Genomic DNA, 24,599 nt, shown 5'->3' with positions numbered 1-24,599 from the left:
GGGTGCGCGCTGCGGCGCAGGCGGACGGCCGCCCGGCGCCGCAACGGCGGCCCGCTGCGCGATCAGCCGAGCCAGCGCTTGATCGACGCGACCATCGTGGCGGTCGAAATGCCGTAGCGATCGTGCAGCGTCGGCAGCGCGCCCGCGTCGAGGAACGCATCGGGCAGCGCGATCTGCCGGAACGTCGGCGCGACGCCTTCGGCAAGCAGCGTGCGCGCGACCGCTTCGCCGAGCCCGCCGATCACCGTATGGTTTTCCGCGACGACGACCATGCGGCCCGTGCGCTTCGCTTCGCGCACGATCGTCGCGGTATCGAGCGGCTTGATCGTCGGCACATGCAGCACCGCGACGCCGATGCGATCGGCCTCCAGCGCGTTCGCCACTTCGAGCGCGCGCATCGTCATGATGCCGGACGAGATCAGCAGTACGTCGTTGCCGTCGCGCAGCCGTTTCGCCTTGCCGAGCTCGAACGTGTAGTCGTATTCGTCGAGCACGACCGGCACGTTGCCGCGTAGCAGCCGCGCATACACCGGGCCATCGTGCGCCGCGATCGCGGGCACCATCTGCTCGATGTCGAGCGCGTCGCACGGATCGATCACGGTCATGTTCGGCATCGCGCGCATCAGCGCGAGATCTTCCGCCGCCTGGTGGCTCGGGCCGTAGCCCGTCGTCAGTCCCGGCAGCGCGGCGACGATCTTCACGTCGAGATTGTCCTCGGCGATCGTCTGATGGATGAAGTCGTACGCGCGGCGCGTCGCGAACACCGCATAGGTCGTCACGAACGGCTGCGCACCCTCGTGCGCGAAGCCGGCCGCGGCCCCCATCAGCAGCTGCTCGGCCATCCCCATCTGGTAGTAGCGCTCGGGAAACGCCTTCGCGAATACGTGCAGGTCCGTGTATTTGCCGAGATCCGCCGTCATGCCGATCACGTCCGGCTTCGTGCGCGCGAGCTCGACGAGCGCATGACCGAACGGTGCGGCGCGCGTCGGCTGTCCTTCGGCCGCGATCGACGCGATCATCGCGGAGGTTTTCAGGCGCGGCTTCTGGGCGGCGGTACTCATGCTTGTCTCCCGGCTTCGAGTGCGTCGAGCGCGAGCTGCCACTCGTGCGCGTCGACGCGGATGAAATGGTTCTTCTCGCGTTGTTCGAGGAACGGCACGCCGCACCCCATCTTCGTATCGCAGACGATGATGCGCGGCTGCGGCCGATCGTGGCGGCGTGCGTTGTCGAACGCATGCTTGACCGCGTCGATGTCGTTGCCGTTCACGCGCTGCACGTACCAGCCGAACGCTTCGAGCTTGTCGACGAGCGGCTCGAACGCCATGATCTGCGTCGACGGGCCGTCGGCCTGCTGATTGTTCACGTCGACGATCGCGATCAGGTTGTCGAGCCGCCAGTGCGCGGCCGACATCAGTCCTTCCCAGATCGCGCCCTCGTCGAGCTCGCCGTCGGAGAACAGCGTGTACACGAAGGCGTCCGATCCCTTGCGTTTGAGGCCGAGACAGCGGCCGACGGCGATCGTCAGTCCCTGCCCGAGCGAGCCGCCCGACATCTCCATCCCGGGCGTGTAGCTCGCCATCCCGGACATCGGCAGGCGGCTGTCGTCGCTGCCGTACGTCTCGAGCTCGTCGGCGGGCAGCACGCCCGCTTCGAACAGCGCCGCGTAGAGCGCGATCGCGTAATGCCCGTTCGACAGCAGAAAGCGGTCGCGCGCTTCCCAGTCCGGGTCCTGCGGGCGGTAGCGCATCGCGCCGAAGTATGCGACGGCGAGCACGTCGGAGATGTCGAGCGCCTGGCCGATATAGCCCTGACCCTGCACTTCGCCCATCCGCAGCGCGTTTCTCCTGATCCGGTACGCGCGCTCGGCGAGCGCGACGTCTTCGGTAATGACTTCGCTATCCATCTGTTGCTCCTGTGAGGTCGAAAGTGGGCCGGCGCGTCAGCGGTTCACGGACCGGGCCGGCACGGCGAATACGAGCGCGGCGCCCAGCGTGACCGCGGCCGAGATGAAGATCAGCCCGGCGGTCGACTTGCCGGTCAGATCGTTGAGCCAGCCGACGATCGCGGGCGAGAAGAAGCCCGCGAGATTCGCGAAGCAGTTCACGGCGGCGATGCCCGCGGCGGCCGATACGCCGCCGAGCAGCGCGGTCGGCAGCGACCAGAACTGCGACGACGACGCCAGAATCCCGGCTGCCGCGATGCTCAGGCAGACGATCGAAGCGGTGACGCTGCCGAGTGCGGGCAGCGCGGCAAAGCCCGCGGCGGCGACGAGCATCGGCACCGCGAGATGCAGCCGACGTTCGCGGCGTCGGTCGGCGCTCATGCCGATCAGCGGCAGCGCGACGATGGCGCACAGATACGGAATCGCGGTGAACACGCCGACCCAGAGTGGGTCCGACACGCCCGCCTTGCGGATGATCGTCGGCAGCCAGAACGTGAGCCCGTACTGACCGAGCACGACGCAGAAGTAGATCGCGGCCATCAGCCACAGCCGGCGATCGCCGACGAATGCGCGGATCGACAGGTGCGCCGTCTTGTGCGCCTCGTCGCCGGCGACGTTGCGCGCGAGCAGCGCCTTCTCCGGATCGGAGAGCCACTTGGCCTGCGCGATGCCGTCGTCGAGATAGCGGAGGATCGCGACGCCGAGCACGAGCGACGGCAAGGCTTCGAGCAGGAACAGCCATTTCCAGCCGGCCATCGACATCGCGCCGTGCAGCGTGTGCATGATCGCGCCGGATAGCGGCCCGCCGACGATGCCCGCGAGCGGAATCGCCATGAAGAACAGCGACAGCGCCTTGGCGCGACGCGCGGACGGATACCAGTAGGTCAGGTAAAGGATCACGCCGGGCGCGAAGCCGGCTTCGGCCACGCCGAGCAGAAACCGCAGCACGTAGAACGCGGCGGGCGACTTCACGAACACGAAGCTCGCCGAAATGACGGCCCACGTGAGCATGATCCGCGCGAGCCACCGCCGTGCGCCGACGCGGTGCAGGATCAGATTGCTCGGCACCTCGAACAGGAAGTAGCCGAGAAAGAAGATGCCGGCGCCCATCCCGTACACGGTTTCGCTGAAGCGCAGATCGTTGAGCATCTGCAGCTTCGCGAAGCCGACGTTGACGCGATCGAGGTACGCGCCGAGATAGCAGAGCATCAGGAACGGAATCAGCCGGCGGCTGACTTTCGCATACGTGCGCGCCTCGAAGGTCGGCGGATCGGTGAGCGGAATCGCGTCGCCGGCGAGCGGCGGCGCACTGTATCGGGATTTCATCGTCGTGTCTCCTGCCATGTCGCCCGGTCGTGTCCGGGCGTTTTGGGAACGGTCGTGGGACGCGCTCAGTGAATCAGCATGCCGCCGTTCACGTCGAGCGTGATGCCGGTCAGATAGGTCGAGAGGTCGCTGACGAGGAACAGGCATGCATTCGCGACGTCGGCGGCGTCGCCGAGCCGCCCGAGCGGGATGCCCTTGACGATGTCGGCGCGCATGTCGGGCGTCAGCTTGTCGCCGGTGATGTCGGTCTGGATCAGGCCGGGCGCGATCGCGTTGACGCGGATGCGGTCAGGGCCGAATTCGCGTGCCATCGCCTTCGCGAGGCCGAGTACGCCGGCCTTCGCGGCGCTGTAGTGCGGGCCGCCGAAGATGCCGCCGCCGCGCTGCGCGGACACCGACGACATGCAGACGATGCTGCCGCCTTGCTGTTCCTTCATCGCGGGAATCACGGCCTGCGACATGTAGAGCGTGCCGCGCAGGTTCACGTCGACGATCGTGTCGAAGTCCTTCGCGCCGATGTCGAGCGTGCGCACCGGCTGCGTGATGCCGGCGTTGTTGACGAGGCCGTCGATGCGGCCGTAGCGTTCGAGCGTCGCGCGGGCCGCGGCGACGCATGCGGCTTTGTCGGTCACGTCGCAGGCGAGCCCGAGATGGCCGCTGCCGAGATCGGCGGCGGCCGCGCGCGCGTCTTCCTCGCGCAAATCGAGGATCGCGATGCGCGCGCCCTGGGCGGCGAGCGCCTGCGCGGTGGCCTTGCCGATGCCGCGCGGCGAGGCCGCGCCCGTCACGACGATGATCCGGTTCTCGAGCAACATCGTTTGTCTCCTGGGTATCGATGAGTGCCTGTAGTGTCGGGGGACGACGCGGCACCATCAACGCGGAAACGCTCAACCATTGCTGAGAAAAATTCAGGTGGAGGCGGCCGCCTCCCGTTCGATCCATGCGAGGAAGCGCTGGATGCGCGGCAGCGCCGCATTCTGGCTCGGGTAAACCAGATGATGCGCGCCGACCTCGACGGCATAGCTGTGGTCGAAAACGGGCACGAGGAGCCCGTCGCGGATCTTCACCGACGCCAGCGTGAGGCTTTCGAGCGCGATGCCGAGGCCGAGCGCGGCTGTCTCGATCGACATGTACGAGCGGTCGAACGAGAAGTCGAAGGTCTTCTGCTTGGCCGACACGCCGGTTCGGCCGAACCATTGCTTCCACTGCACGAGCGGCGTCTCCGAATAGATCAGACGATGCGCGAGCAGATCCTCGGGCGTGCGGACCGGATGCCGCTCCAGATAGGCCGGCGACGCGAGCGGCGCGATGTATTCGCCGCGCACGGTCTTCACTTCGAGGTTGTCCCAGTTGCCGTAGCCGTGCCGGATATCGATGTCGTAGTAGCCGTTCGAGAACGACACGTTTTCATAGGAGCAGGCGAGATTGAGCTGCAGATCGCCGTTGGCCTCCTGAAACGACGACAGCCGCGGCAGCAGCCACATGAGCCCGAAGCTCGGGCTCGAATGCACGCGCAGGATGTCGACGTCGGTGCGGCTCGACGCGCGTTCGGTCGCGCGGCTCAGGTCGGCGAGCGAGCCCGTCACGTCGGCCAGATAGCGTTCGCCGGTCGGTGTCAGCACGAGGCCGCGGCCCGAGCGCTGAAACAGTGGCCGGCCGATCAGCGCTTCGAGATTGCTCAACTGATGGCTGACGGCCGACGCGGTCAGCCCGAGTTCCTCCGCCGCGCGGTTCACGCTTTTGGTGCGCGCGACGCTCTCGAACGCGATGATGGATTTCAGCGGAGGGATACGCATCGTGACGTCTTTTCGGTGGCGGTTGATCGGAATCGCGTCGGGCGCGCGGCGATGTCGCGTGCATCCGGTGCAATGCGTTGCACAACAGTCGCTGCGGATCGCAACGCATTATGCGTTTTTTCGCCGACCGCGCGCGAGCGCGGCATCGACGCCTGCGCGCTAGCGAAACGCGCTCATCTGCGACGACATCATCTGCAGCATGCGGTTCGAGGCGACCGACAGCGTGCGGCCGACGCGCGTGACGAGATGCGCTTCGGCGTTCTGCAGAATCGGGTGTTCGATCGGAATCGCCTTCAGTTCGCCGGCTTTCAGCTCGCTGGCGACGGCGAACGCCGGTAGGACGACGATCCCGAGTTCCGAGCGCGCGAACTGCTTCATGATGTTGATCGAGTTCGTCGTGATCGCCGGTTCGAGGCTGATCTTTTCCGCGAATTCGACGGCCTGCAGCATCTGCCGCGTGCCGTACGACGGATGCGTCGCGGCGAGCGGATACGACGCGAGCTCCTGCACGGTCAGGCTCTTGCGCCGGATCGTGCGCGCCATCCGGGCGCCGACGATCGCCATCATCGGCTGCCGGTGCGCGGCGCGCGAGACGATGCGCGGCTCTCGCGGCGGGTTGTAGACGAGGCCGATTTCGCCGTCGTCCTCCGCGATTTTCGTCATCACGTCGTTGGTACTGCCGAGATCGAGATTGACGCGAATCTTCGGGTACTGCGTGCAGAACTGCTGCATCGGCCCGGACAGCAGGTCCGACACGAAGCCTTCGCCGAGCACGACGCGCACGTGCCCGGTGCGCAGCCCGCGCAGATCCTGCAGACGCGACAGCAGATCGTCGCGATGCGCGCGCTGCTCGCGGTAGTACTGGATCACGAACCGGCCCGCTTCGGTCGGTGTGACGCCGCGCGCGTGGCGTTCGATCAGCGGGGCATCGAGTTCCGCTTCGAGCAGCGCGATCTGGCGGCTCACCGCGGACGGCGCGACATCGAGCCAGTCGGCCGCCGCGCGGATCGTGCCGCAGCGCACCGCCTCGAAGAAGTACGCGATCCGGCTTTCGGTCAGGCTGCTGGTCGACATGGCGAGCGTTCGAATTAATAGAACAATCTCAATATTGGCACTTATTGGTTGAACGGGTCAAACGGGCCGAAGATCGTCGACGACGGCAGCGGAACCGGCGCGAAACGCAAGCGCGACACGGCTTCCGCGCGAACCTTCGAATGCAACGATCGGGAGCGGCAATGAAGACGGTAGGCGTGATCGGACTGGGAAACATGGGGCGCGGCATCGCGTTGTCGCTGAAGCGGGCCGGCTTCGACGTGCTGGGGTTCGACGCGAACGCAGAGAGCGTGCGGCAACTGGCCGACGAAGGCGTGCGGCCCTGCGCGTCGATTGCGGAGATTGCGTCGGCGGTCGACGTGCTGATCCTGTCGCTGCCGACCTCGGCGATCGTCGAAGCGGTCGTGCTCGGCGACGGCGGCGTCGCGTCGCATGCGAAGCGCGGGCTGATCGTGATCGACACGACGACCGCCGATCCGAACAGCACGCGCAAGGTCGCGGCCGCGCTGGATGCGCATGGCGTCGCCTTTGTCGACGGGCCCGTCAGCGGCGGCCCGAAGGGCGCGGCAACCGCGACGATGACGATGGTGCTCGGCGGCGCCGATGAGCACATCGCGGCCGTGCAGCCGGTGCTGTCGGCGATCAGCGCGAAGCAGGTGCACGTCGGCCCCGCGGGCGCGGGCCATGTGACGAAGCTGCTGAACAACCTGCTGACGGGCGTGCATCTGCTCGTCACGAGCGAAGCGGTCAGAGCCGCGGAGGCAGCGGGCGTCGACAAGGCACGGCTGATCGAAGCGCTGAGCGGCGGCTCCGGGCGCAACAGCGCGACGCTGACGAATTACCCGACGTGGATCCTGAACGAGCGTTTCGATTCGGGCTTCACGATGAAACTGATGCGCAAGGACATGCGGCTCGCGCTCGAACTGCTGCAGCGCGCACACGTGAGTGCGCCGATCGCAAGCGAAGCGGGCCGCCTGTGGGCCGCGAGCGCGGAATCGATCGGCGACGCGGAAGACTTCAACCGCATCGTCGAATTCGTCGACGCGCGCTGAGCGCCGATCCATCACCACGAGGAAACGATATGGCATCCCCCATCGAACAGGCGCTGCTCGACGCATTTCGACAGTTCTTTCCCGGCGCGCAGAGCGTCGGCTCATACGTGAACGGCGAACTCGTCGAAGGGCGCGGCGATACGATCGAGCTGTTCGACGCGGCGACCGGCGAGCCGAGCCTCGCCTATCGCGACGGCGGCGCGGAGATCGTCGCGCTTGCGGCGGCGGCCGCGCAGGCCGCGCAACGGCAGTGGTGGGCGCTCACGCATGCGGCGCGCGGCCGCACGATGTTCGACGTCGCGCGCGAAGTGCGCAGTCACGCGGAAGCGCTCGCGCGCCTCGAATCGCTCGGTTCGGGCAAACCGATCCGCGATTGCCGCGGCGAGGTCGCGAAAGTCGCCGAGATGTTCGAGTACTACGGCGGCTGGGCCGACAAGTTCTACGGCGATGTGATTCCGGTGCCGACGTCGCATCTGAACTACACGCGCCGCGAGCCGGCCGGCACCGTACTGCAGATCACGCCGTGGAACGCGCCGGTGTTTACGTGCGGCTGGCAGCTCGCGCCGGCGATCGCGATGGGCAACGCGGTGCTGCTGAAGCCGTCCGAGCTCACGTCGTTCAGTTCGCTCGCGATCGCGCGGCTCGCCGAGCGTGCGGGTGTGCCGACCGGGCTGATCAACGTGCTCGCCGGCTACGGACACACGATCGCGCAGGCGGCGATCGCGCACAAGGCCGTGAAGAAAGTCGTGTTCGTCGGCTCGCCCGCGACCGGCGCGCGGATTGCCGAGGCGGCCGCGAAGCGCGTCCTGCCGTGCGTGCTCGAGCTGGGCGGCAAGTCCGCGAATATCGTCTTCGACGATGCGGACCTGAATCGCGCAGCGCTCACGGCGCAGGCCGCGATCTTCGCGGGCGCGGGGCAGAGCTGCGTCGCCGGCTCGCGTCTACTCGTGCAGCGCTCGATCTACGACCGCTTCGTCGCGATGGTCGCGACGGGCGCGAAGAAGATCCGCGTCGGCGCGCCGACCGACGACGCCACCGAGGTCGGCCCGATCTGCCATCGCGCGCAGTACGAGCATGTGATGAAGATGATCGCGAGCGGTGTCGAGTCCGGCGCGACGCTCGCGGCCGGCTCGACCGAGCGGAGCGCGCGCGGCTACTTCGTCGCGCCGACCGTGCTCGCGAACGTGCACAATCGGATGGACGTCGCGCGCACGGAGATCTTCGGGCCCGTCGTCGTCGCGATTCCGTTCGACACCGAGGAAGAAGCGATCGAGATCGCGAACGATACCGACTTCGGGCTGGCCGGCGCGGTATGGACAAACGACGTCGCGCGGGCGCATCGCGTGGCCGCGCAGATCGACGCCGGCACGTTCTGGGTGAACGGCTACAAGACGATCAATGTCGCGTCGCCGTTCGGCGGCTACGGGATGAGCGGTTACGGCCGCTCGAGCGGCGTCGAGGCGTTGTACGAATATACGCAGACGAAAAGCGTGTGGGTCGAAACGGCGAAGCATCCCGCGAGCGCATTCGGCTATTTATAAGTTTGTAAGGCGGCGCGACGCGGCACGGGCGCCGAGTCGTTCGGCGCACGCGTCGCGGCAGCACGAGACGAGACCGGTCGACACAACCTGACACGAGGCCGACGAGCCTTCGAGCGGAGATCAGCATGGAACATACGATGACGGCGGACGGCGCGGGAAGCGACGGTTTCAGAGGCGCGAAGCTGCTGGTCTATGCGGCGGCGATATTGCTGATCGCGCAATCGATCGGCGCGTTCACGTTCAATGTCGGGCCCGGCAAGGTCGTGCTGCTGCCGATGATCTGGGCGCTGCTGATGGGCGGCGCGTTGGGGCTGCTGTCCGAGCGCTGGCGCAGCAGCATGCGGCTCGACGTGAAGACGCAGTTTCTCGCGGCGGCGGTGCTGCAGCCGGCGCTGCTGCTGTTCGTCGCGAAGCTCGGGCTGATGGTCGGCAGCGCGCTGCCGAAGCTCGCCGCGGCCGGCTGGGCGCTCGCGTTCCAGGAGCTCGGGCACTTCGTCGGCACGATCCTGCTCGGGCTGCCGCTCGCGCTGCTGCTCGGGATCAAGCGCGAAGCGATCGGCGCGACGTTCTCGGTCGGACGCGAGCCGAGTCTCGCGATCATCGGCGAGAAGTACGGGATGAATTCGGCCGAAGGGCGCGGCGTGCTCGCCGAGTATCTGACGGGTACCGTGTTCGGCGCGGTGTTCATCGCGATCTTCGCGGGCTTTGTCGCGAGCCTGAACATTTTTCATCCGCTCGCGCTCGCGATGGGCGCGGGCGTCGGCTCGGGCAGCATGATGGCGGCTGCGTCCGGCGCGATCGCCGCCGCGCAGCAGTCGCCGGAAGTCGCGAAGAACGTATTGACGTTTGCCGCCGCGAGCAATCTGATCACGACGACCATCGGCACGTATTTCACGCTGTTCATCTCGCTGCCGCTCGCGGTGTTCGGCTATCGCGTGCTCGAACCGCTGATCGGGCGCACGACGAAGGCGTCGTCCGCGTCGGCATCCGTCGAGGCTGCGCGTCCGTCGCTCGGCGACGTGCAGACCGAGGCGCCGGCGCTCAGCTACTCGGGGAAGGTCGCGGCATGGCTGCTGACGGCCGTGTTCTCGCTCGTGTGCGACTGGATCACGCACGGCACGTCGCCGCTCTTCGGGTTACCCGGCATGGCGTTCATGGTGCTCGCAACGGTGATCGGCGATGCGCTGTCGACGGTCACGCGCCGCAAGATTCCCGCCGTGTGCTGGGTGTCGGTCGTCGCGATGTTCATGACTTCGCCGCTGTGTCCGTGGGCGCCGGCCATCGCCGCGATGAGCGCGAAGAACGATTTCCTCGGCGTCGTCACGCCGATGCTGACGTTCGCGGGCCTCTCGATCGCGAAGGACATTCCCGCGTTTCGCCGCCTCGGCTGGCGGATCGTGCTCGTGTCGTTCGTCGCGAATGCCGGCACGTTCCTCGGTGCCGCGCTGGTCGCGCAGATCTTTCATATCTGAGCGAGGGGCGGCATGCAGCGGCGCGCAGTGGCGTGCGCGCCCATATGCCGGCTGTCCGCCGTTTGCCGCTGCCCTACCGATAACGTCGCGGGATTTCGGAGTCAGGAGGTCGGCATCAAACCACTGCGCCCGTCGGGCGGCGTTGAAGTCTACCCGAAGAGCCGCGGATCCAATTTGAACGGCTCTTTGCTGATCACCTTCACCGTCGCGGCGAAATCGGGGTGCAGCGGGTTCAGCAGCAAATTGGAGTCCGTCGGACAGACGACGGATGGAACCCGCATCGCGAGCTGCTCACCCTTTTCCAACCATTCCCGGCCGATCCGCGCCGTCGACGCGGGGTCTTCCGTTAGCGTCGCCCAATCGGGCGGTAGTTCTGGTTCGAACGCCCCTTCGTATACCGCATCAGGCACTTCGAGTGTCACCAAGAAAAGGCCGCCGGCCGGCAGTATCCCTGACATATGGACGAGCGCTTCGAGCAGGGACGTGGAAGCGTGACAGCACGTGTACAGCACTCGCATTCCGCGCGGATTCCAGCGGCCCCCTGCGATCGCAGCACCATTGCCGCTGAGATCGTCCGCCATGTAGTGGCCCTTTCGTTCTTTTGCGAGGCGATACAGCTTCACGCGGTGACCCCGAACAATGCACGGCTGAGAATGTCGCGCACACGGTCGTAGCCGGGCTGTACATCGAGAACTTCTATCGGCTTAAGACCATCAAGCTCGGCATTGCCGCGCGTAATCCAATCCGCTGCACGGTCCTTGTCCTCGAAAAGCTCGACCGCAAGATCGAGGACGTAGAGAACGCGCGCAATACGATCGGACTCGCTTTGCGACAGGCGATCCTCGTTCGCGATCTTTCGAAGGATTGTCGAGCTCGGCAAGCTTAGCGCGGACAGCAGCGATTGCACCGGGATTCGGAGAAGCTCGCGAGCGACACGTTCGACGATCACTGCCTTGAATCCGTCGGCGATCGTACGCCGCTGCTCCAGCGGCGTCATCCTGCGGAACGTATCGAAGTCGTGCTCGTGTGCGCCGAGGCCATTCGACCCAACGGAGGCTTTCCCGGCGCTTGCGCGCTTAGCGGGCTGCCGGCTGGTTGGTGCGGGGGTACGCATGGCAAACTCCCAAATGAGTGAAGTAACAATCCCATTATAGATATATATCAAATGGGAGTCAATCATGTATCAAATGGGATTTGTGCCGGCGCAACCCAATGGTCATCGCTTTTCTGCATCTCGTTCACAGAGCTTGCCGACGTCGACAACGTCGATCGGGCAGGTCGCACAGCACGGCAACGGCGAACGCTTCGTGCCTACCGATCGACGCCCACCGTCAAACCGCCGCGCGCCCACTTGCGTCCTCCGCTTCATGCACAATACCAGGCATTGAAATGCGGAGGCTGTCCCGTGGGGATCAATTTCGACTTGACCGACTTGCAGGCGTTTCGCGCGGTGGTGGAGCTGGGCAGCTTCCGCAAGGCTGCCGACGCGCTCAGCATTTCGCAGCCCGCGTTGAGCCGCCGCATCGACAAGCTCGAGGATGCGCTCGGCGTGCGGCTGTTCGAGCGCACGACGCGCAGCGTCACGCTGACGACCGTCGGCCGCGTGTTCGCGCCGAGCGCCGAGCAACTGCTCGACGATCTCGATGCGGCGCTGCTCGGCATTCGCGACGTGTCGTCGAGCCGCCTCGGTCACGTGACGATCGCGTGCGTGCCGTCCGTCGCGTATTACTTCCTGCCGAACGTGATTGCCGAGTATCACCGCCGCTTCCCGCGCATCCGCGTGAAGCTGCTCGATTCGGGCGCGAACGAGGTGCTCGGTGCGGTGATCAGCGGCGAGGCCGATTTCGGCGTGAGCTTCCTCGGCAGCCAGGAGCCCGAGATCGACTTCAAGGTGCTGCTGCAGGAGCGCTTCGTCGCCGCGTGCCGCCGCGATCATCCGCTCGCGCGCAAGAAGCGCGTGACGTGGGACGAGTTGTACGCGCACGAGTACGTCTCGGTGGACAAGACGTCCGGCAACCGGCTGCTGCTCGACCAGGCGCTGTCGGGCGTCGCACCGCCGGTGCCGAGCGTGTGCGAGACGCGTCACGTGACGACGCTGCTCGGTCTGATCGAGGCGGGGCTCGGCGTCGCCGCGGTGCCGTCGATGGCGATGCCCGGACGCGACCATCCGATCCTCACGAGCGTGCCGCTCGTCGACCCCGTCGTGAAGCGGCGCGTAGGCATCGTAAAGCGGCGCGGACGGCAGCTGACGCCGGCCGCGCAGGCATTTCACGAGATGGTCGTCGACGCGAAGCGCGCGAGCCGCGCGTCGGGCGCGGCCGCATCGTGATACGCGGCCGGCCTGCCACGCGGCTTGCCGGCCGGCGCGCGACCGCACGCGCGCACGCGGCGGTCGGTTTGCGTCAGCGGGCCGACACGGGGTCGAGCCCGGTCGCCTTCACGTCCGGCTGCACGCCGGGCGATGCGAGATAGTCGAGGAGCGCCTTCGCTTCCTGCGGATGCCGTGCGCCGACCGGGATGCCGCCGGCGAAGCGCGTGACCGACTGCAGCGACTCCGGAATCCGGCCGACGAACGTGACGCCCGGCACCGGCAGCAGTTCGCTCACCTGCTGGAAGCCGATTTCATAGTCGCCGTTCGCGACGACGGACGCGACCGGAATGCGCGGAATCATCGTCGCCTTCGGCTTTACCTGCGCTTCGATACCGAGCTTCCTGAACAACTCGCGCTCGATGTAGACGCCGCTCGCGCTGTCCGAGTACGCGATCGACTTCGCGTGCAGCAGCGCTTGCCGAAGCCCGTCGGCTGTGCCGATATCGGGCTTCGCGGCGCCTTCGCGCACGACCATGCCGATTCGCGAATCGGCCAGCTCGACGCGCGAGCCGGGCACGACCTTGCCTTGCCGGATCAACTCGTCGAGCGCGTAGCCGACCATGATCACGACGTCGGCAGGCTCGCCGCGCGCGAGCCGGTTCGGAATCGCTTCGGGCGACTTGCCCATCGACGGGCCGAGCGTCGTGTCGAGCGTGTTGCCGGTGTCGGCGGCGAAGCGCGGGCCGAGCGCCTTGTACGCGGCGGTGAAGCCGCCCGAGCTCATCACGTGCAGCTCGGCGGCCTGCACCGGGGCGGTGGCGACCGAGGTCGCGACGAGCGCGGTCGCGCAAAGTTTCAGCAGCAGATTTTTCATCGTCATGGTCGTGCGAACGGGAAGGTCAGGTGAGCATGGGGGGCGAGCGGACCGTCAATGCGCGGGCGTCAACGTCGCGGCCTGGCGGCGATACAGTGCGAACGTCGCGAGCAGCGCACACACGGCGGCGAAGCTCATCCAGTAGCCGGGCGCGGCCTTGTCGCCCGTCATGTGGATCAGCGCGGTCGAGATCGCCGGCGTGAAGCCGCCGAACACGGCTGTGGCGAGGCTGTACGCGAGCGAGAAGCCGGCCACGCGCACCTGCACGGGCATCACTTCGGTGAGCGCGACGATCATCGCGCCGTTGTAGAGGCCGTACATGAACGACAGCCACAGCAGCACGAGCAGCATGTTCGTGAACGTCGGCGCATGGGCGAGCAGCGACAGCGCCGGATAGGCGGTCGCGATCGCGAGCACCGTCATCGCGACGAGCAGCGGGCGGCGGCCGATGCGGTCCGACAGCGCACCGCCGATCGGCAGCCACACGAAGTTCGAGACGCCCACGCACAGCGTCACGAGCAGGCTGTCGGCGGTGCTCAGATGCAGGACGGTCTTGCCGAACGTCGGCGCATACACGGTGATCAGATAGAAGCTCGCGGTGGTCATCGCGACCAGCATCATGCCGGCCACGACGACGGCCCAGTTCTGAGCCAGCGTGCCGAATACTTCCTTCATCGTCGGACGATGGCGGCGCGCGCTGAATTCCTGCGTTTCCTCGAGCTTGCGACGCAGCATGAAGATGAACGGCACGATCATGCAGCCGACGAAGAACGGCACGCGCCAGCCCCACGCGGCGATGTCGGCCGCGCTCAGCCAGCGATTCAGCGCGAAGCCGAGCGCCGCGGCGACGACGATCGCGACCTGTTGGCTCGCGGACTGCCAGCTCGTGAAGAAGCCCTTGCGGCCCGGCGTGGCCATTTCGGCCAGATAGACGGATACGCCGCCGAGCTCCGCGCCGGCCGAGAAGCCCTGCAGCAGCCGCCCGAGCAGCACGAGCGCGGGCGCGAGCAGGCCGATCGTCGCGTAGCCGGGCACGAACGCGATCAGGATCGTGCCGCTCGCCATGATCGACAGCGTGACGATCAGGCCCTTGCGACGGCCGACGTCGTCGATATACGCGCCGAGCACGATCGCGCCGAGCGGCCGCATCAGGAAGCCGGCGCCGAACACCGCGAACGTCATCATCAGCGACGCGAACTCGCTGGCGGCGGGAAAGAACACGTTGGCGATCTGCGTGGCGTAAAAGCCGAACAAAAAGAAATCGAACTGCTCGAGAAAATTCCCGGCCGTGACGCGGAAGACCGCAGCGGCCTTCGAGCGCCCGGTCGAGAGACTGGACGAGGGATGCATCGGGATGTCTCCGGAAAATGCGGGGAGGGAGGGCGGTCGATTGTTGTTTTCGCGAATGTTCGCGCGATGTCGCAGAAACGATAAGTGCAATTTTCTGAACGATTGATGTTCGCCGGTTATCAATCGATGCGCGGCCGCCTCGGCGAATGCTGTGGCGGCGCGCGGCGTTCATGCACCTATGCGAAGATGGAGCGCTATCGCTCAGCCACTTCGACGAGGACGACGTGATCCGACCGAACGCCACCGACCATCCGCACGGCACGCTCGTGCCGTGGATGGCCGTCGCACTCGCCGAGCGCGGCGTGCGCCGGTTTCCGCCTGGCCGCGTGAATCCGCGCATCGTCGAATACAACGGGCACACGAACCTCGTCGGCTACGACGACAAGATTTCGTGGTGCTCGTCGTTCGTCAACTGGTGCATGGCGCGCGCCGGCATGCGCGGCACCGGCTCGGCGCTCGCGCGCTCGTGGCTCGAGTGGGGGCGGCCGCTCGCACAGCCGGTGTACGGCTGCATCGCGGTGCTGACGCGTGAGGACCCGACGAGCTGGAAGGGCCATGTCGGCTTCTATCTGCGTCACGACGATGCGCACGTGCATCTGTTCGGCGGCAACCAGCTCGGCGCGGTGCGCGAGCTCGCGTATCCGGCCGCGTCGGTGATCGCCTATCGCTGGCCGCACGTCGAGTGAACGCGCCGCACGCGGGCGAGCGCGGCGTCGGCACGGCGCGGCACGTCGTGCTACAGTCGGTCGATTCGTCCGTTTCCCGTGGACATTTCCACCCGTACCGATCCGAACCGTCATGAGCTACGTTCCCCAACTTGCCGCGGTCGGCGGCGTGATGCTGCTGGCCTGCGTGAGCCCCGGCCCCGACCTCATCGCCGTGTCTTCCCATGCGCTCGGCAACCGCCGCGCCGGCTTGCTGGCCGCGCTCGGCATCGCGTCGTCGCACGCGGTATGGGCGGCGATGGCGATCTTCGGACTCGGCCTGATCGTCGCGAAGCTCGCGTGGCTGTACGAGGCGATCCGGATCGCCGGCGCCGCGTATCTGATCTACCTCGGCATCAAGTCGTTGTCGGGGCTGCGCCAGTCGGCGCAGCCGGCCGACGCCATGCGCGCGCCTGCCGTGCGCGGCGGCGTGCATGCATACCGCAAAGGGTTGCTGGTCGGCCTGACGAATCCGAAAGCCGCCGCGTTCTTCGGCAGTCTGTTCGTCACGCTGCTGCCCGCGCATGCGCCCGCGTGGGTGCATGGTGCGACGCTGGCGGTCGTCGTCGCCGTGTCGCTGTCGTGGTTCTGCACGGTCGCGCTGCTGTTCTCGACGAACCGCGTGCAGACCGGCTACGCGAAACTGCGCAAGCCGATCGATGCGGTGATGGGCACGATTCTGCTCGGCCTCGGCGCGAAGCTCGCGCTCGATCGCTAAGCGTATCGCCGTCAGTCATGGCCGCCGCATGCGGCCATGACCGCCATGATTGCCTTCTCGCCGCTTCGGCGACGTTCTCCCACCGTAGCGCATCGCGTTCGCGCTCATTGGCTCGCGACAGCCTCGGCTGCCTGCCCCGCATCGTTCCTGCTCCATCCGCCGCCGAGCGATCGATACAGCGCGATCGCCGCGAGCGCATGCTCGCGTGCGGCCTGATTCAGCGAATCGGAGTCGCGCAGATACGCCTCCTGCGCGGTCAACACGTCGAGAAAATCCGTCGCGCCGCCCTTGTACAGTCGCGTCGCGAGCGCGAGCGCACGGTCGGACGCGGCGAGCGCGCCGGCGAGCTGCTGCGACGCCGCGTCGGTCGCGACGAGGCTCGCGCGCGCATCCTCGACTTCGCGCAAGGCCTGCAGCATCGTCTGCCGCAGCGCGAGTTCGGATTCGCGCAACCGGCTTTCGCTTTGTGCGATGTCGGCTGCGATGCGGCCGGCATCGAAGATCGGGCTCGTCGCGCTCAGCGCGGCGCTGAACAGGTTGTCGGCGAGCGTCGGCAGCCCGAGATACGACGCGGCGAGCACGCCGTCCGCCAGATTCAGCGAGAACTTCGGATACCGCTCGGCTTTCGCGACGCCGACTTGCGCCGCCCGCCGTTCGACCTGCGCGTAGGCGGTCAGCACGTCGGGGCGGCGCAGCAGCGCCTGCGACGGCAGCGTGACCGGTGCGCCGGCCGGCGGCGCGGGAATCGGCGCGGACTCGGCGAGCACGAGCCGATCGATCGATTCCGGCGTGCGGCCCGAATACACGGCGATCAGGTTCAGCTGATGCGCGATCTGCGCACGCGTCGGCGCGATCCGCGCTTCGAGCGCGTCGAGCTGATTCTTCGCGCGCGTGACGTCGAGCTCCGTCGACAGCCCGAACGCCTGCCGCTTGCGTGTCAGTTCGAGCGCACGCTGCCGGATCGCCGCGTTGTCCTGCAGCAGCTTCAGTTCCTGCTGCGCCCAGCGCAGATCGACGTACGCGGATGCCGCGTCGGCCGCCAGCGCGAGTCGCATCGCATCTTCCGCGTGCGTCTGCCCGACGAGTTCCGCGCGCGCGGCGAGCAGGTCGAGCCGTTCGCCGCCGAACACGTCGGGCGACCAGCTCAGTGCGAGCCCGGCGCCGGCCTGCCGCACGTAGCCGAGCGGCGGCGGAACGTTCTGGCGCGCGTCGGATGCATGCGCCGTGGCGTCGAGTTCGGGCAGCAGCGCCGCGCGCTTGCTTGCGGTCAGCGCCTGCGCCTGCTTCACGCGTTCGGCGGCGGCCTGCAGATCGAGGTTGGCGTCGAGCACGGTCGCGATCAGCCGGTCGAGCGTCGGGTCGCGGAACTGTGCCCACCACGTTGCCGCGTCGCTCGTGGCGGCTGGAACGGCGGTGTCCCACGTAGCAGGCGCGAGCCCGCCGACCGCGTCGGGCAGCGTCGCGTGCTGCGCCGGCTGTACCGCACAACCGGCGGCGAACGCGCTGACGGCGAGCGCGACAATGAGCTGTTTCATGATGACGACCTCAGTGCGCATCCGGCGGCGGCGCGTTCAGCGAGATGGGTTGAGAGAAGACGACCGCGACCAGCGCGACGACGAAACAGAGCGACAGTGCGTAGTACGCATCGGCATACGTGAGCGTCAACGCTTCGCGGTAGATCAGCCGATGCAGGTTGGCGAGCGCGGCCTGCGCGGCATCGACCGTGTTGCCGGCGACCGACGCCCAGTACGCGGTGCGCCCGTCGAGCAGCGACGCGACCTGCGGCACGCCCGCGCTCACGTGCTCGTTGAGCCGCAGGTAATGGAAGTTCAGCCGGTCGTTGAGCATCGTCGCGCTGACCGCGATGCCGATCGCACCGCCGAGATTGCGCATCAGGTTGAACAGCCCGCTGGCGGATTTCAGCCGCGACGGCGGCAGCGAGCCGAGCGCCATCGTCACGATCGGCGGCACGCTGAACTGCTGACCGATGCCGCGCAGCGCCTGCGGCAGCAGCAGTTCCTGCCAGCCCCAGTCGTGCGTGATCGGCGTGTACAGATAGCAGCCGATGCCGAAACACACGAGCCCGAACACGAGCAGCGAGCGCAGGCTGAAGTAGCGGGCCGCGAACGCGTATGCGCAGAGCGCGAGCAGCTGGAACGCGCCGACCGACAGCAGCGCGATGCCGATCTGCAGCGAGCTGAATGCGCGCACCTGGGCGAGAAACAGCGGCGTCAGGAATACGGTCACGAAGATGCCGATGCCGGTGACGAACGACAGCAGGCTGCCGATGCCGAAGTTGCGCACGGCAAGCGCACGCAGGTCGACGACCGGATCCTCGGCGGTCAGCGCGTGCACGACGAACAGGAAGCCGCAGATGCCGGCGATCCATGCGCATGCAACGATGACGTGATCGCCGAACCAGTTCTTGCGCGGGCCTTCCTCGAGCACGTATTCGAGGCAGCCGAGAAAGCCCGACATCAGCACGATCCCGAGATAGTCGCCGCGCTTGACGAGACCGGGATCGGGCTCGTCGATGCGCACGTAGCGCGGCACCAGCACCGCGACCAGGATCCCCGGCACGAGATTCAGATAGAACAGCCAGTGCCACGACCATCGATCGGTGATCCAGCCGCCGATCACGGGGCCGATCGCCGGTGCGAGCGACGCGAGCGCGCCGATCGTCGTCGACGCGATCAGCCGCTGCCTGCCGGGAAACAGCACGAACGCGGTCGTGAACACGGTCGGAATCATTGCGGCGCCGAGCGCGCCCTGCAGCCCGCGAAACAGGATCATCGAATTGATGTCCCACGCGAGCCCGCACAGCATGCTCGTGATCGTGAAGCCGACGGCAGACGCGACGAACAGCCAGCGTGTCGACATCACCTTCGACAGCCAGCCCGACATCGGGATCACGATGATTTCGGCGATCAGATAGGCCGTCTGCACCCACGACAGTTCGTCCTGGCTGGCCGACAGTCCGCCGCCGATGTCGCGCAGCGACGACGCGACGATCTGGATGTCGAGCGTCGCCATGAAGAAGCCGACGCACATCAGCGCGAATGCGAACACGCGCTGCTTCGTCGGTTGCGACGCGGGGTCGCCGGAAAACGCGGTGGTCATCGTCGTCTCCCGTTCAGTGCGCGTGGTCGGTGTGCACGGTCACGACCGCGGACAGCCCCGGACGCAGCACCTGCTCGAGCCCGGGCTGCGGATCGAGATGGACGCGCACCGGCACGCGCTGCACGATCTTCGTGAAGTTGCCCGTCGCATTTTCGGGCGGCAGCACGCTGAACGTCGCGCCGGTCGCGGGCGCGACGCTGTCGACGCGCCCGTGCAGCCGCGCGCCCGACGCATCGAGCGACACGTCGACGCGATCGCCCGCGCGCATCTTGCGCAGCTGGTCCTCCTTGAAGTTCGCGTCGATCCACAAGCCGGACGCAGGGACGATCGTCAGCAGCGGCACGCCGACGTTCGCCAGCATTCCGACGCGGCCGGTGCGGTTGCCGACGTAGCCGTCGACCGGTGCACGGATCGTCGTGTATTCGACGTTCAATGCGGCAACGCGCTGCGCGGCGAGCGCCGTGTTCACGCGGGCGCGCGCATCGGCCAGCTGTGCGCCGAGCACGTCGAGCTCGCGCTTCGACGCGAGCAGCGCCGCATCGCTGCGTTCGACGGCCGCGTGCGCTTTCGCGTAGTCGGCGTCGGCGCGCTCGACGAGCTGATTCGACACCGCGTCGGCCTTCACGAGTTCGCGATAGCGGACGCGATCGGCCGCGGCGCGCGTCAGCTCGGCCGAGGATGCGTTCTTGTCCGCCGCATGCTGGCCGATCACCGCGTCTTGCAGCTGCTGCTTCGCTTCGAGCTCGGCCACGGCCGAGTGCGCCGCGTCGACTTCGGCGCTCGCCTGCGCGAGCTTCGCCGCGTAGTCGCGCGCGTCGAGCTGCACGAGGACGTCGCCGGCTTTCACGCGCTGGTTGTCGGTCACGAGGATCCGGTCGACGAAGCCGGCGACCTTCGGCGCAAGCACCGTCACGTCGCCGCCGACATACGCGTCGTCGGTGCTTTCCTGGAAACGCAGCACGAACAGCCAGTCGAGTGCGGCCGCGCCGACCGCGACGACGACGGCGATCAGGGCGATGCGCATCCAGCGTACGCGGCGGCGCTGCTTCGCGGGCGGTTCGGCCGTGGCCGCTTCGCGGGCGGCAGCGGTTTGAGTCGTGTCCATCGATTCACCTATGTATATGCACTAATCAAGGCGACCGACGGCGGTGCGTCGATCGGGAAAACGCCTGCGCGCGACGGATATGCAGTACGTCAGCGCGCCGGCAGGTTGTGCGCGATCCGGAACAGCTCGCCGCGCAGGTGGGCGGCCTGCCGTGCCCCGAAACGCCGCTCGAATGCCTGCTGCGCGGCGAGCCAGTGCGCATGCGCTTCGGCGATCTTCGTTTCGCCGCACGCAGTGAGCGAGAAGGTCTGCCGGCGTCCGCCCGGTTCGGTATGCCCGGCGACGAGCGCGGCGCCGACGAGTGGCCTGAGCGCGCGCAGCAGCGCGGTACGCTCGATGACCAGCTCGGCCGACAGCGCCGCCATCGTCAGGCCCGGCCGTTCGCGCAGCAGCGCCAGAATGCTGTACTGCGACGGCGTAACGCCAGCATGCGCGAGATGGCGCTCGTAGAACTGCGAGATCCGGCGTGCGGCCTGCCGGATCGCGAAACAATCGTCGTCGGTGAGCGTCGTCGTGTGCATGTGCACACTTTAAGCAGTCTGCGCACGCGGAGCGATGACGGCCGCGCGATCAGATTGGTGCGTCCTGCGTACCAATCGGCGGGCAAGCGAAGTGCGCGAACCGGCGCTATGCCGCGACGGGCGCGATCCAGCCTTCGCGGTCGCACATCGCGCTCGCATAGTCGATGAACGCCTTGACCTTCGCCGGCAGCAGCGATCGGTTCGCGTACGCCAGCTTCAGCTCGACGCACCCATCGACGAGGTCGGCATCGTCGAGCAGCTGTACGAGCGCGCCCGACGCGAGCTCGGTTTCGACCAGCGTTCTCGGCACGATGCCAATGCCGAAACCGTGCATCACCATCTCGCGGTTGAACACGGGGCTGTTCGACGAAATGTCGAAGCGCAGCGGAAGGGTCAGCACGTCGCCGTCGACGCGGAACGACAGCGCCGGGCGGCGCAGCGACGGCGACAGCGGCACGAACGGATGGTCGGCGAGATCGGCCGGCGTCGTGGGGTTCCCATGCGCGCGCAGGTACGCGGGCGTCGCGACGATCACGAACGGTATCCGCGCGATGAGCCGCACGATCGTCGTGTCGGAGCTCAGCATGTAGGGAGCGACGATGCCGATGTCGTAGCCCTCGCCGACCAGATCGACGGGCCGCTCGGTCAACGTGACGTCGATACGCACTTTCGGATGCGCAGCCTTGAAGCCCGCGATCAACGGCACGAACTGATTCAGCGCGGCGGTCGTGTGCGCGACGAGCCGCAGCAGGCCGTCGGGCTCGCGCGTCTGCGTCTGCGCTTCGGCTTCGAGCGCGTCCAGCTCGTCGAGCACGGCGGCGCAGCGCTCGTAGATGCGTTCGGCCGTTTCGGTCAGCGACACCTGGCGCGTGGTCCGATGCAGCAAGCGGCCGCCGAACCGCGCTTCGAGTTCGGCGATCGCGCGCGACACGACCGGGCGCGCGAGGCCATGCATGTCGGCCGCGCGCGTGAAGCTGCGCAGCTCGACGACCGACCGGAAGATCCGCAGCTTGTCGATGTAGTCCATGTCCGTCTCCTCGGGCGGTCGCGGGCGCCGGACGCGCGCGACCGGCGGGATGATCGGTCGAGTGTACATTGACTTTATGCATATGCACATATACATTTGCCGGCATGGACGACATCGAGACGATCGGTGCGTGCAACTGCTTCGCGCTTCGGCAGGCGACGCGATTTGTCACGCAAATTTATGAACGCCATCTGAGCGCGGCGGGCGTGACGCCCGCGCAGTTCTCGATCATCGCGATCCTGTCGCGGCGGCCCGACGTGCTGATGAGCGAGCTCGCCGATACGCTGGTGATGGACCGCACGACGCTGCTGCGCGCGCTGAAGCCGCTGCAGCGCGACGGGCTCGTCGCGTCGGCGCCGTCCGATCACGATCCGCGTGCGCACGTGCTGAATCTGACGAAGCAGGGCGTGCGTGCGTTCGGTCAGGCGAAGCGCGCGTGGCAGGCCGCGCAGCGCGAATTCGAATCCGCGTTTGGCGAGCAGCGGGCGCAGGCGCTGCGCGACGAACTGCTGCAGCTGACCGGCAAGCGCTGAGTTGCAGTCGTCCATTCCCGCACGGTGGCGGCGGCCGGCTGTCGCCGCCGCGATCCATTCCCCTTTCCTTGGCGATCGGCCCGCGATCCGCAGCGGTCCTGCGGAGCCCCGCGCGCGAAACCGGGTCGAGTACGAGCCACATCACGTCTAAGTGGTACGTAGTTGTATCCAATTGACGCGCGGAATTGGTTTTGTAGCGCCATCTGTGCAAGAAAAATGCGAAATTGGTTTCGGGATGACGGTTTCCGTCGACTATCTGGACATATTTTATTTCCAGTTGTACAGTCGCTCCACGCACTTCACCGGCCGATGGCGGCCGGGCGGGTCACGAGGAGCAACCCATGTTGCAGTTGAGCGAGCGCGACGACGCGATGTTGCGCGGCGAATTCGGCGAAGGCGTCGCGCGCGCGATGCGGATCGTCGCGCGTACCGCGCAGGTGATGTCCGCGCCGCACCTGATCGACATCACGTGCGCGCATATCGACGGCTGTCTGTATCACGGGCAGACGAGTCTCGACTTCGTCGACTATTTCGTCGCGACGGGTGCGCGCGTCGCGGTGCCGACCACGCTGAACGTCGGCTCGCTCGACCTGATCCATCCCGAGCTGTACCGCGGCGACCGTACGATCGAGCGCGACGCGCAGCGCCTGATGGACGCGCATCTGCAGCTCGGCTGCGAATCGAGCTTCACGTGCGCGCCGTATCAGCTGAAGCACCGCCCGGCGTTGGGCGAGCAGATTGCCTGGGCCGAATCGAACGCGATCGTGTTCGCGAACTCGGTGCTCGGCGCGCGCACGAGCCGCTACGGCGACTTTCTCGATCTGGCGGCCGCGATCACCGGGCGCGCGCCGTATGCGGGGCTGCACGTCGAAGCGAACCGTGCCGGGCAGATCGTGTTCAACGCGCCCGACTTCGGCCGTCTGCCGTCGCGGGACGTTCATTTTGCGGCGCTCGGCTTGCTGGTCGGCAAGGTCGCCGGTGCGACGGTGCCCGTGATCGTCGGATTGCCGGCCGATACGACCGAGGACGAACTGAAGGCGCTCGGTGCCGCCGCCGCGTCGAGCGGTGCGGTCGCGCTGTTCCATGCGGTCGGCGTGACGCCCGAGGCGCCGACGCTCGACGCCGCGCTGCACGGCCGCGCGCCGCGGCAGACGATCGACGTGTCGATGGCCGATCTCGCCGAGATCCGGCGCACGCTGAATCATGGCGCGGAAGGCGACGCGCTCGTCGCGGTCGCGCTCGGCACGCCGCACTTTTCGCTCGCGGAATTCCGCACGCTCGACGCGCTGCTCGACCGCTTCGACGGCAAGCCGGCATGCGATATCTACGTGAACACGAGTCGCTTCATCCTGTGGGAGCTCGGCGAACTCGGCCTCGCCGACAAGTTCGCGGCGCGCGGCGTGCAGATCGTCGTCGACACGTGCACGTACATCACGCCCGTGATGAAGCAGCTGTCGGGGCTCGTGATGACGAATTCGGGGAAATGGGCATCGTATGCGCCGGCGAACATCGGCGTCACGGTCGCGTACGGCAGCATGAGCGAGTGCGTGCGATCGGCATTCGAAGGAAAGGTGCGATTCGATGACTGAGATCCATCACGCCGGCGCGGCCGGCACCGCGCTGACGGGCGACACGCTCGTGCCCGGCCGCGCGTATGCGGAGACGATCGTGCTGCCCAAGCCGCTGAGCTTCTGGGGCGGCTACGACTCGGTCGCGGGACGCATCGTCGATCGCGGGCATCCGCTCGTCGGCGCGAGCCTCGCCGGGCGGATCATGGTGATGGCGCATGCGAAAGGCTCGAGCTCGAGCAGCAGCGTGCTCGCCGAAGCGATCCGCAACGGCACGGGCCCCGTCGGCATCGTGCTGAGCGAGCGCGACCTGATCATCTCGATCGGCGCGATCGTCGCGGCGGAGCTGTATGCGATGGCCGTGCCGGTCGTCTGTGTCTCGGCGCCCGTGTACGACAGGATCGCGCGTGCATCGGGACCGGTACGAATCGAAGCGAACGACGGCGACGGCGGCGCACGCATCCTGCTGTAGCCGCGCGCGCTCGTCCCGGCGAGCGCATGGGCGACAGCGTCGCGTACGCGCCAAGTCTTAATTGCGTTCCTGATATTAAGGACAACGGATAGTGCGCCGAAGAAGAGCTGCACG

General features: G+C 67.3%; 24 protein-coding genes. 9 read left to right on the top strand and 15 right to left on the bottom strand.

Annotation, left to right across the window (positions count from 1 at the left end; genetic code table 11):
• Window positions 1-62: 62 nt before the first annotated feature.
• The 6 genes from BCR55_RS19555 to BCR55_RS19525 all read right to left on the bottom strand — a co-directional run bounded on the left by BCR55_RS19555 (window position 63) and on the right by BCR55_RS19525 (window position 6,138).
• Window positions 63-1,061, bottom strand: a complete 999-nt coding sequence (locus BCR55_RS19555) for a transketolase family protein (protein ID WP_065495518.1) — start codon at window positions 1,059-1,061, stop codon at window positions 63-65.
• Window positions 1,058-1,903, bottom strand: coding sequence for a transketolase (locus BCR55_RS19550; RefSeq protein ID WP_065495515.1), 846 nt, complete (start codon window positions 1,901-1,903; stop codon window positions 1,058-1,060). The genes BCR55_RS19555 and BCR55_RS19550 overlap by 4 nt, the downstream gene beginning before the upstream one ends.
• Before the next feature lie 36 nt (window positions 1,904-1,939).
• Window positions 1,940-3,268 (bottom strand): MFS transporter, encoded by a 1,329-nt coding sequence (locus BCR55_RS19545; protein ID WP_035488202.1) that lies wholly within the window; start codon window positions 3,266-3,268, stop codon window positions 1,940-1,942.
• A gap of 65 nt (window positions 3,269-3,333) precedes the next feature.
• A complete protein-coding gene (locus BCR55_RS19540; protein ID WP_065495511.1) occupies window positions 3,334-4,083 on the bottom strand; it encodes an SDR family NAD(P)-dependent oxidoreductase in 750 nt (249 codons plus the stop codon).
• A gap of 93 nt (window positions 4,084-4,176) precedes the next feature.
• A complete protein-coding gene (locus BCR55_RS19535) occupies window positions 4,177-5,064 on the bottom strand; it encodes a LysR substrate-binding domain-containing protein (protein WP_006404256.1) in 888 nt (295 codons plus the stop codon).
• A gap of 159 nt (window positions 5,065-5,223) precedes the next feature.
• Window positions 5,224-6,138 carry a LysR family transcriptional regulator gene (locus BCR55_RS19525; protein ID WP_006404254.1) on the bottom strand — a complete coding sequence of 305 codons (915 nt, stop codon included), beginning with the start codon at window positions 6,136-6,138 and terminating at the stop codon, window positions 5,224-5,226.
• 44 nt (window positions 6,139-6,182) lie between these two features.
• Here BCR55_RS19525 and BCR55_RS19520 point away from each other — a divergent pair, with 44 nt between their 5' ends.
• The 3 genes from BCR55_RS19520 (at window position 6,183) to BCR55_RS19510 (ending at window position 10,182) form a co-directional block, all read left to right on the top strand.
• The gene (locus BCR55_RS19520) at window positions 6,183-7,169 is read left to right on the top strand and encodes an NAD(P)-dependent oxidoreductase (RefSeq protein ID WP_223852668.1); all 987 of its coding nucleotides are present in this window, start codon (window positions 6,183-6,185) and stop codon (window positions 7,167-7,169) included.
• A 29-nt stretch (window positions 7,170-7,198) separates the two neighbouring features.
• A complete protein-coding gene (locus tag BCR55_RS19515) occupies window positions 7,199-8,710 on the top strand; it encodes an aldehyde dehydrogenase family protein (RefSeq protein WP_065495509.1) in 1,512 nt (503 codons plus the stop codon).
• A gap of 125 nt (window positions 8,711-8,835) precedes the next feature.
• Window positions 8,836-10,182, top strand: a complete 1,347-nt coding sequence (locus BCR55_RS19510) for a DUF3100 domain-containing protein (RefSeq protein WP_006397979.1) — start codon at window positions 8,836-8,838, stop codon at window positions 10,180-10,182.
• Between the two features lie 149 nt (window positions 10,183-10,331).
• Here BCR55_RS19510 and BCR55_RS19505 read toward each other — a convergent pair whose 3' ends face one another.
• Both BCR55_RS19505 and BCR55_RS19500 read right to left on the bottom strand, forming a co-directional pair.
• The gene (locus BCR55_RS19505; RefSeq protein ID WP_006408491.1) at window positions 10,332-10,805 is read right to left on the bottom strand and encodes an RES family NAD+ phosphorylase; all 474 of its coding nucleotides are present in this window, start codon (window positions 10,803-10,805) and stop codon (window positions 10,332-10,334) included.
• Entirely contained in the window at window positions 10,802-11,296 is a 495-nt protein-coding gene (locus BCR55_RS19500) for an antitoxin Xre/MbcA/ParS toxin-binding domain-containing protein (RefSeq protein WP_244104623.1), read from the bottom strand. Before BCR55_RS19500 ends, BCR55_RS19505 begins: the two co-directional genes overlap by 4 nt.
• Before the next feature lie 291 nt (window positions 11,297-11,587).
• Here BCR55_RS19500 and BCR55_RS19495 point away from each other — a divergent pair, with 291 nt between their 5' ends.
• The gene (locus BCR55_RS19495) at window positions 11,588-12,511 is read left to right on the top strand and encodes a LysR family transcriptional regulator (protein WP_006404245.1); all 924 of its coding nucleotides are present in this window, start codon (window positions 11,588-11,590) and stop codon (window positions 12,509-12,511) included.
• A 73-nt stretch (window positions 12,512-12,584) separates the two neighbouring features.
• On the opposite strand, the gene BCR55_RS19490 is transcribed toward BCR55_RS19495, so the two are convergent.
• On the bottom strand, window positions 12,585-13,367 hold the full coding sequence (locus BCR55_RS19490; RefSeq protein WP_012217515.1) for a substrate-binding domain-containing protein: 783 nt from the start codon (window positions 13,365-13,367) through the stop codon (window positions 12,585-12,587).
• A gap of 54 nt (window positions 13,368-13,421) precedes the next feature.
• Window positions 13,422-14,717, bottom strand: coding sequence for an MFS transporter (locus BCR55_RS19485; RefSeq protein WP_006404243.1), 1,296 nt, complete (start codon window positions 14,715-14,717; stop codon window positions 13,422-13,424).
• Between the two features lie 224 nt (window positions 14,718-14,941).
• Here BCR55_RS19485 and BCR55_RS19480 point away from each other — a divergent pair, with 224 nt between their 5' ends.
• Both BCR55_RS19480 and BCR55_RS19475 read left to right on the top strand, forming a co-directional pair.
• Window positions 14,942-15,403 carry a TIGR02594 family protein gene (locus tag BCR55_RS19480; RefSeq protein WP_083211851.1) on the top strand — a complete coding sequence of 154 codons (462 nt, stop codon included), beginning with the start codon at window positions 14,942-14,944 and terminating at the stop codon, window positions 15,401-15,403.
• A gap of 112 nt (window positions 15,404-15,515) precedes the next feature.
• Window positions 15,516-16,139 (top strand): LysE family transporter, encoded by a 624-nt coding sequence (locus tag BCR55_RS19475; RefSeq protein ID WP_053297880.1) that lies wholly within the window; start codon window positions 15,516-15,518, stop codon window positions 16,137-16,139.
• 104 nt (window positions 16,140-16,243) lie between these two features.
• Here BCR55_RS19475 and BCR55_RS19470 read toward each other — a convergent pair whose 3' ends face one another.
• The 5 genes from BCR55_RS19470 to BCR55_RS19450 all read right to left on the bottom strand — a co-directional run bounded on the left by BCR55_RS19470 (window position 16,244) and on the right by BCR55_RS19450 (window position 21,912).
• Complete coding sequence (locus tag BCR55_RS19470) at window positions 16,244-17,674, bottom strand: efflux transporter outer membrane subunit (protein ID WP_065496670.1); 1,431 nt, start codon at window positions 17,672-17,674, stop codon at window positions 16,244-16,246.
• Window positions 17,675-17,684: 10 nt separating this feature from the next.
• Window positions 17,685-19,259 carry a DHA2 family efflux MFS transporter permease subunit gene (locus BCR55_RS19465; protein WP_006404238.1) on the bottom strand — a complete coding sequence of 525 codons (1,575 nt, stop codon included), beginning with the start codon at window positions 19,257-19,259 and terminating at the stop codon, window positions 17,685-17,687.
• Window positions 19,260-19,272: 13 nt separating this feature from the next.
• Entirely contained in the window at window positions 19,273-20,364 is a 1,092-nt protein-coding gene (locus BCR55_RS19460; protein ID WP_006404237.1) for an HlyD family secretion protein, read from the bottom strand.
• Window positions 20,365-20,453: 89 nt separating this feature from the next.
• On the bottom strand, window positions 20,454-20,885 hold the full coding sequence (locus BCR55_RS19455; RefSeq protein ID WP_006404236.1) for a MarR family winged helix-turn-helix transcriptional regulator: 432 nt from the start codon (window positions 20,883-20,885) through the stop codon (window positions 20,454-20,456).
• 106 nt (window positions 20,886-20,991) lie between these two features.
• Entirely contained in the window at window positions 20,992-21,912 is a 921-nt protein-coding gene (locus tag BCR55_RS19450) for a LysR family transcriptional regulator (protein ID WP_006404235.1), read from the bottom strand.
• A 104-nt stretch (window positions 21,913-22,016) separates the two neighbouring features.
• Here BCR55_RS19450 and BCR55_RS19445 point away from each other — a divergent pair, with 104 nt between their 5' ends.
• From BCR55_RS19445 to BCR55_RS19435, 3 genes are all read left to right on the top strand, one after another.
• Window positions 22,017-22,445, top strand: a complete 429-nt coding sequence (locus tag BCR55_RS19445; protein WP_006411373.1) for a MarR family winged helix-turn-helix transcriptional regulator — start codon at window positions 22,017-22,019, stop codon at window positions 22,443-22,445.
• Between the two features lie 341 nt (window positions 22,446-22,786).
• Window positions 22,787-24,034 (top strand): aconitase X, encoded by a 1,248-nt coding sequence (locus BCR55_RS19440; RefSeq protein ID WP_053297876.1) that lies wholly within the window; start codon window positions 22,787-22,789, stop codon window positions 24,032-24,034.
• On the top strand, window positions 24,027-24,485 hold the full coding sequence (locus BCR55_RS19435) for an aconitase X swivel domain-containing protein (RefSeq protein ID WP_006404232.1): 459 nt from the start codon (window positions 24,027-24,029) through the stop codon (window positions 24,483-24,485). The genes BCR55_RS19440 and BCR55_RS19435 overlap by 8 nt, the downstream gene beginning before the upstream one ends.
• Window positions 24,486-24,599 lie beyond the last annotated feature (114 nt).

It is taken from the genome of Burkholderia sp. CCA53, from assembly GCF_001685525.1.
Taxonomy (GTDB): domain Bacteria; phylum Pseudomonadota; class Gammaproteobacteria; order Burkholderiales; family Burkholderiaceae; genus Burkholderia; species Burkholderia multivorans.
Note: the sequence above shows the minus strand (reverse complement) of the source record. Positions and strands in the feature narration are given on the sequence as shown.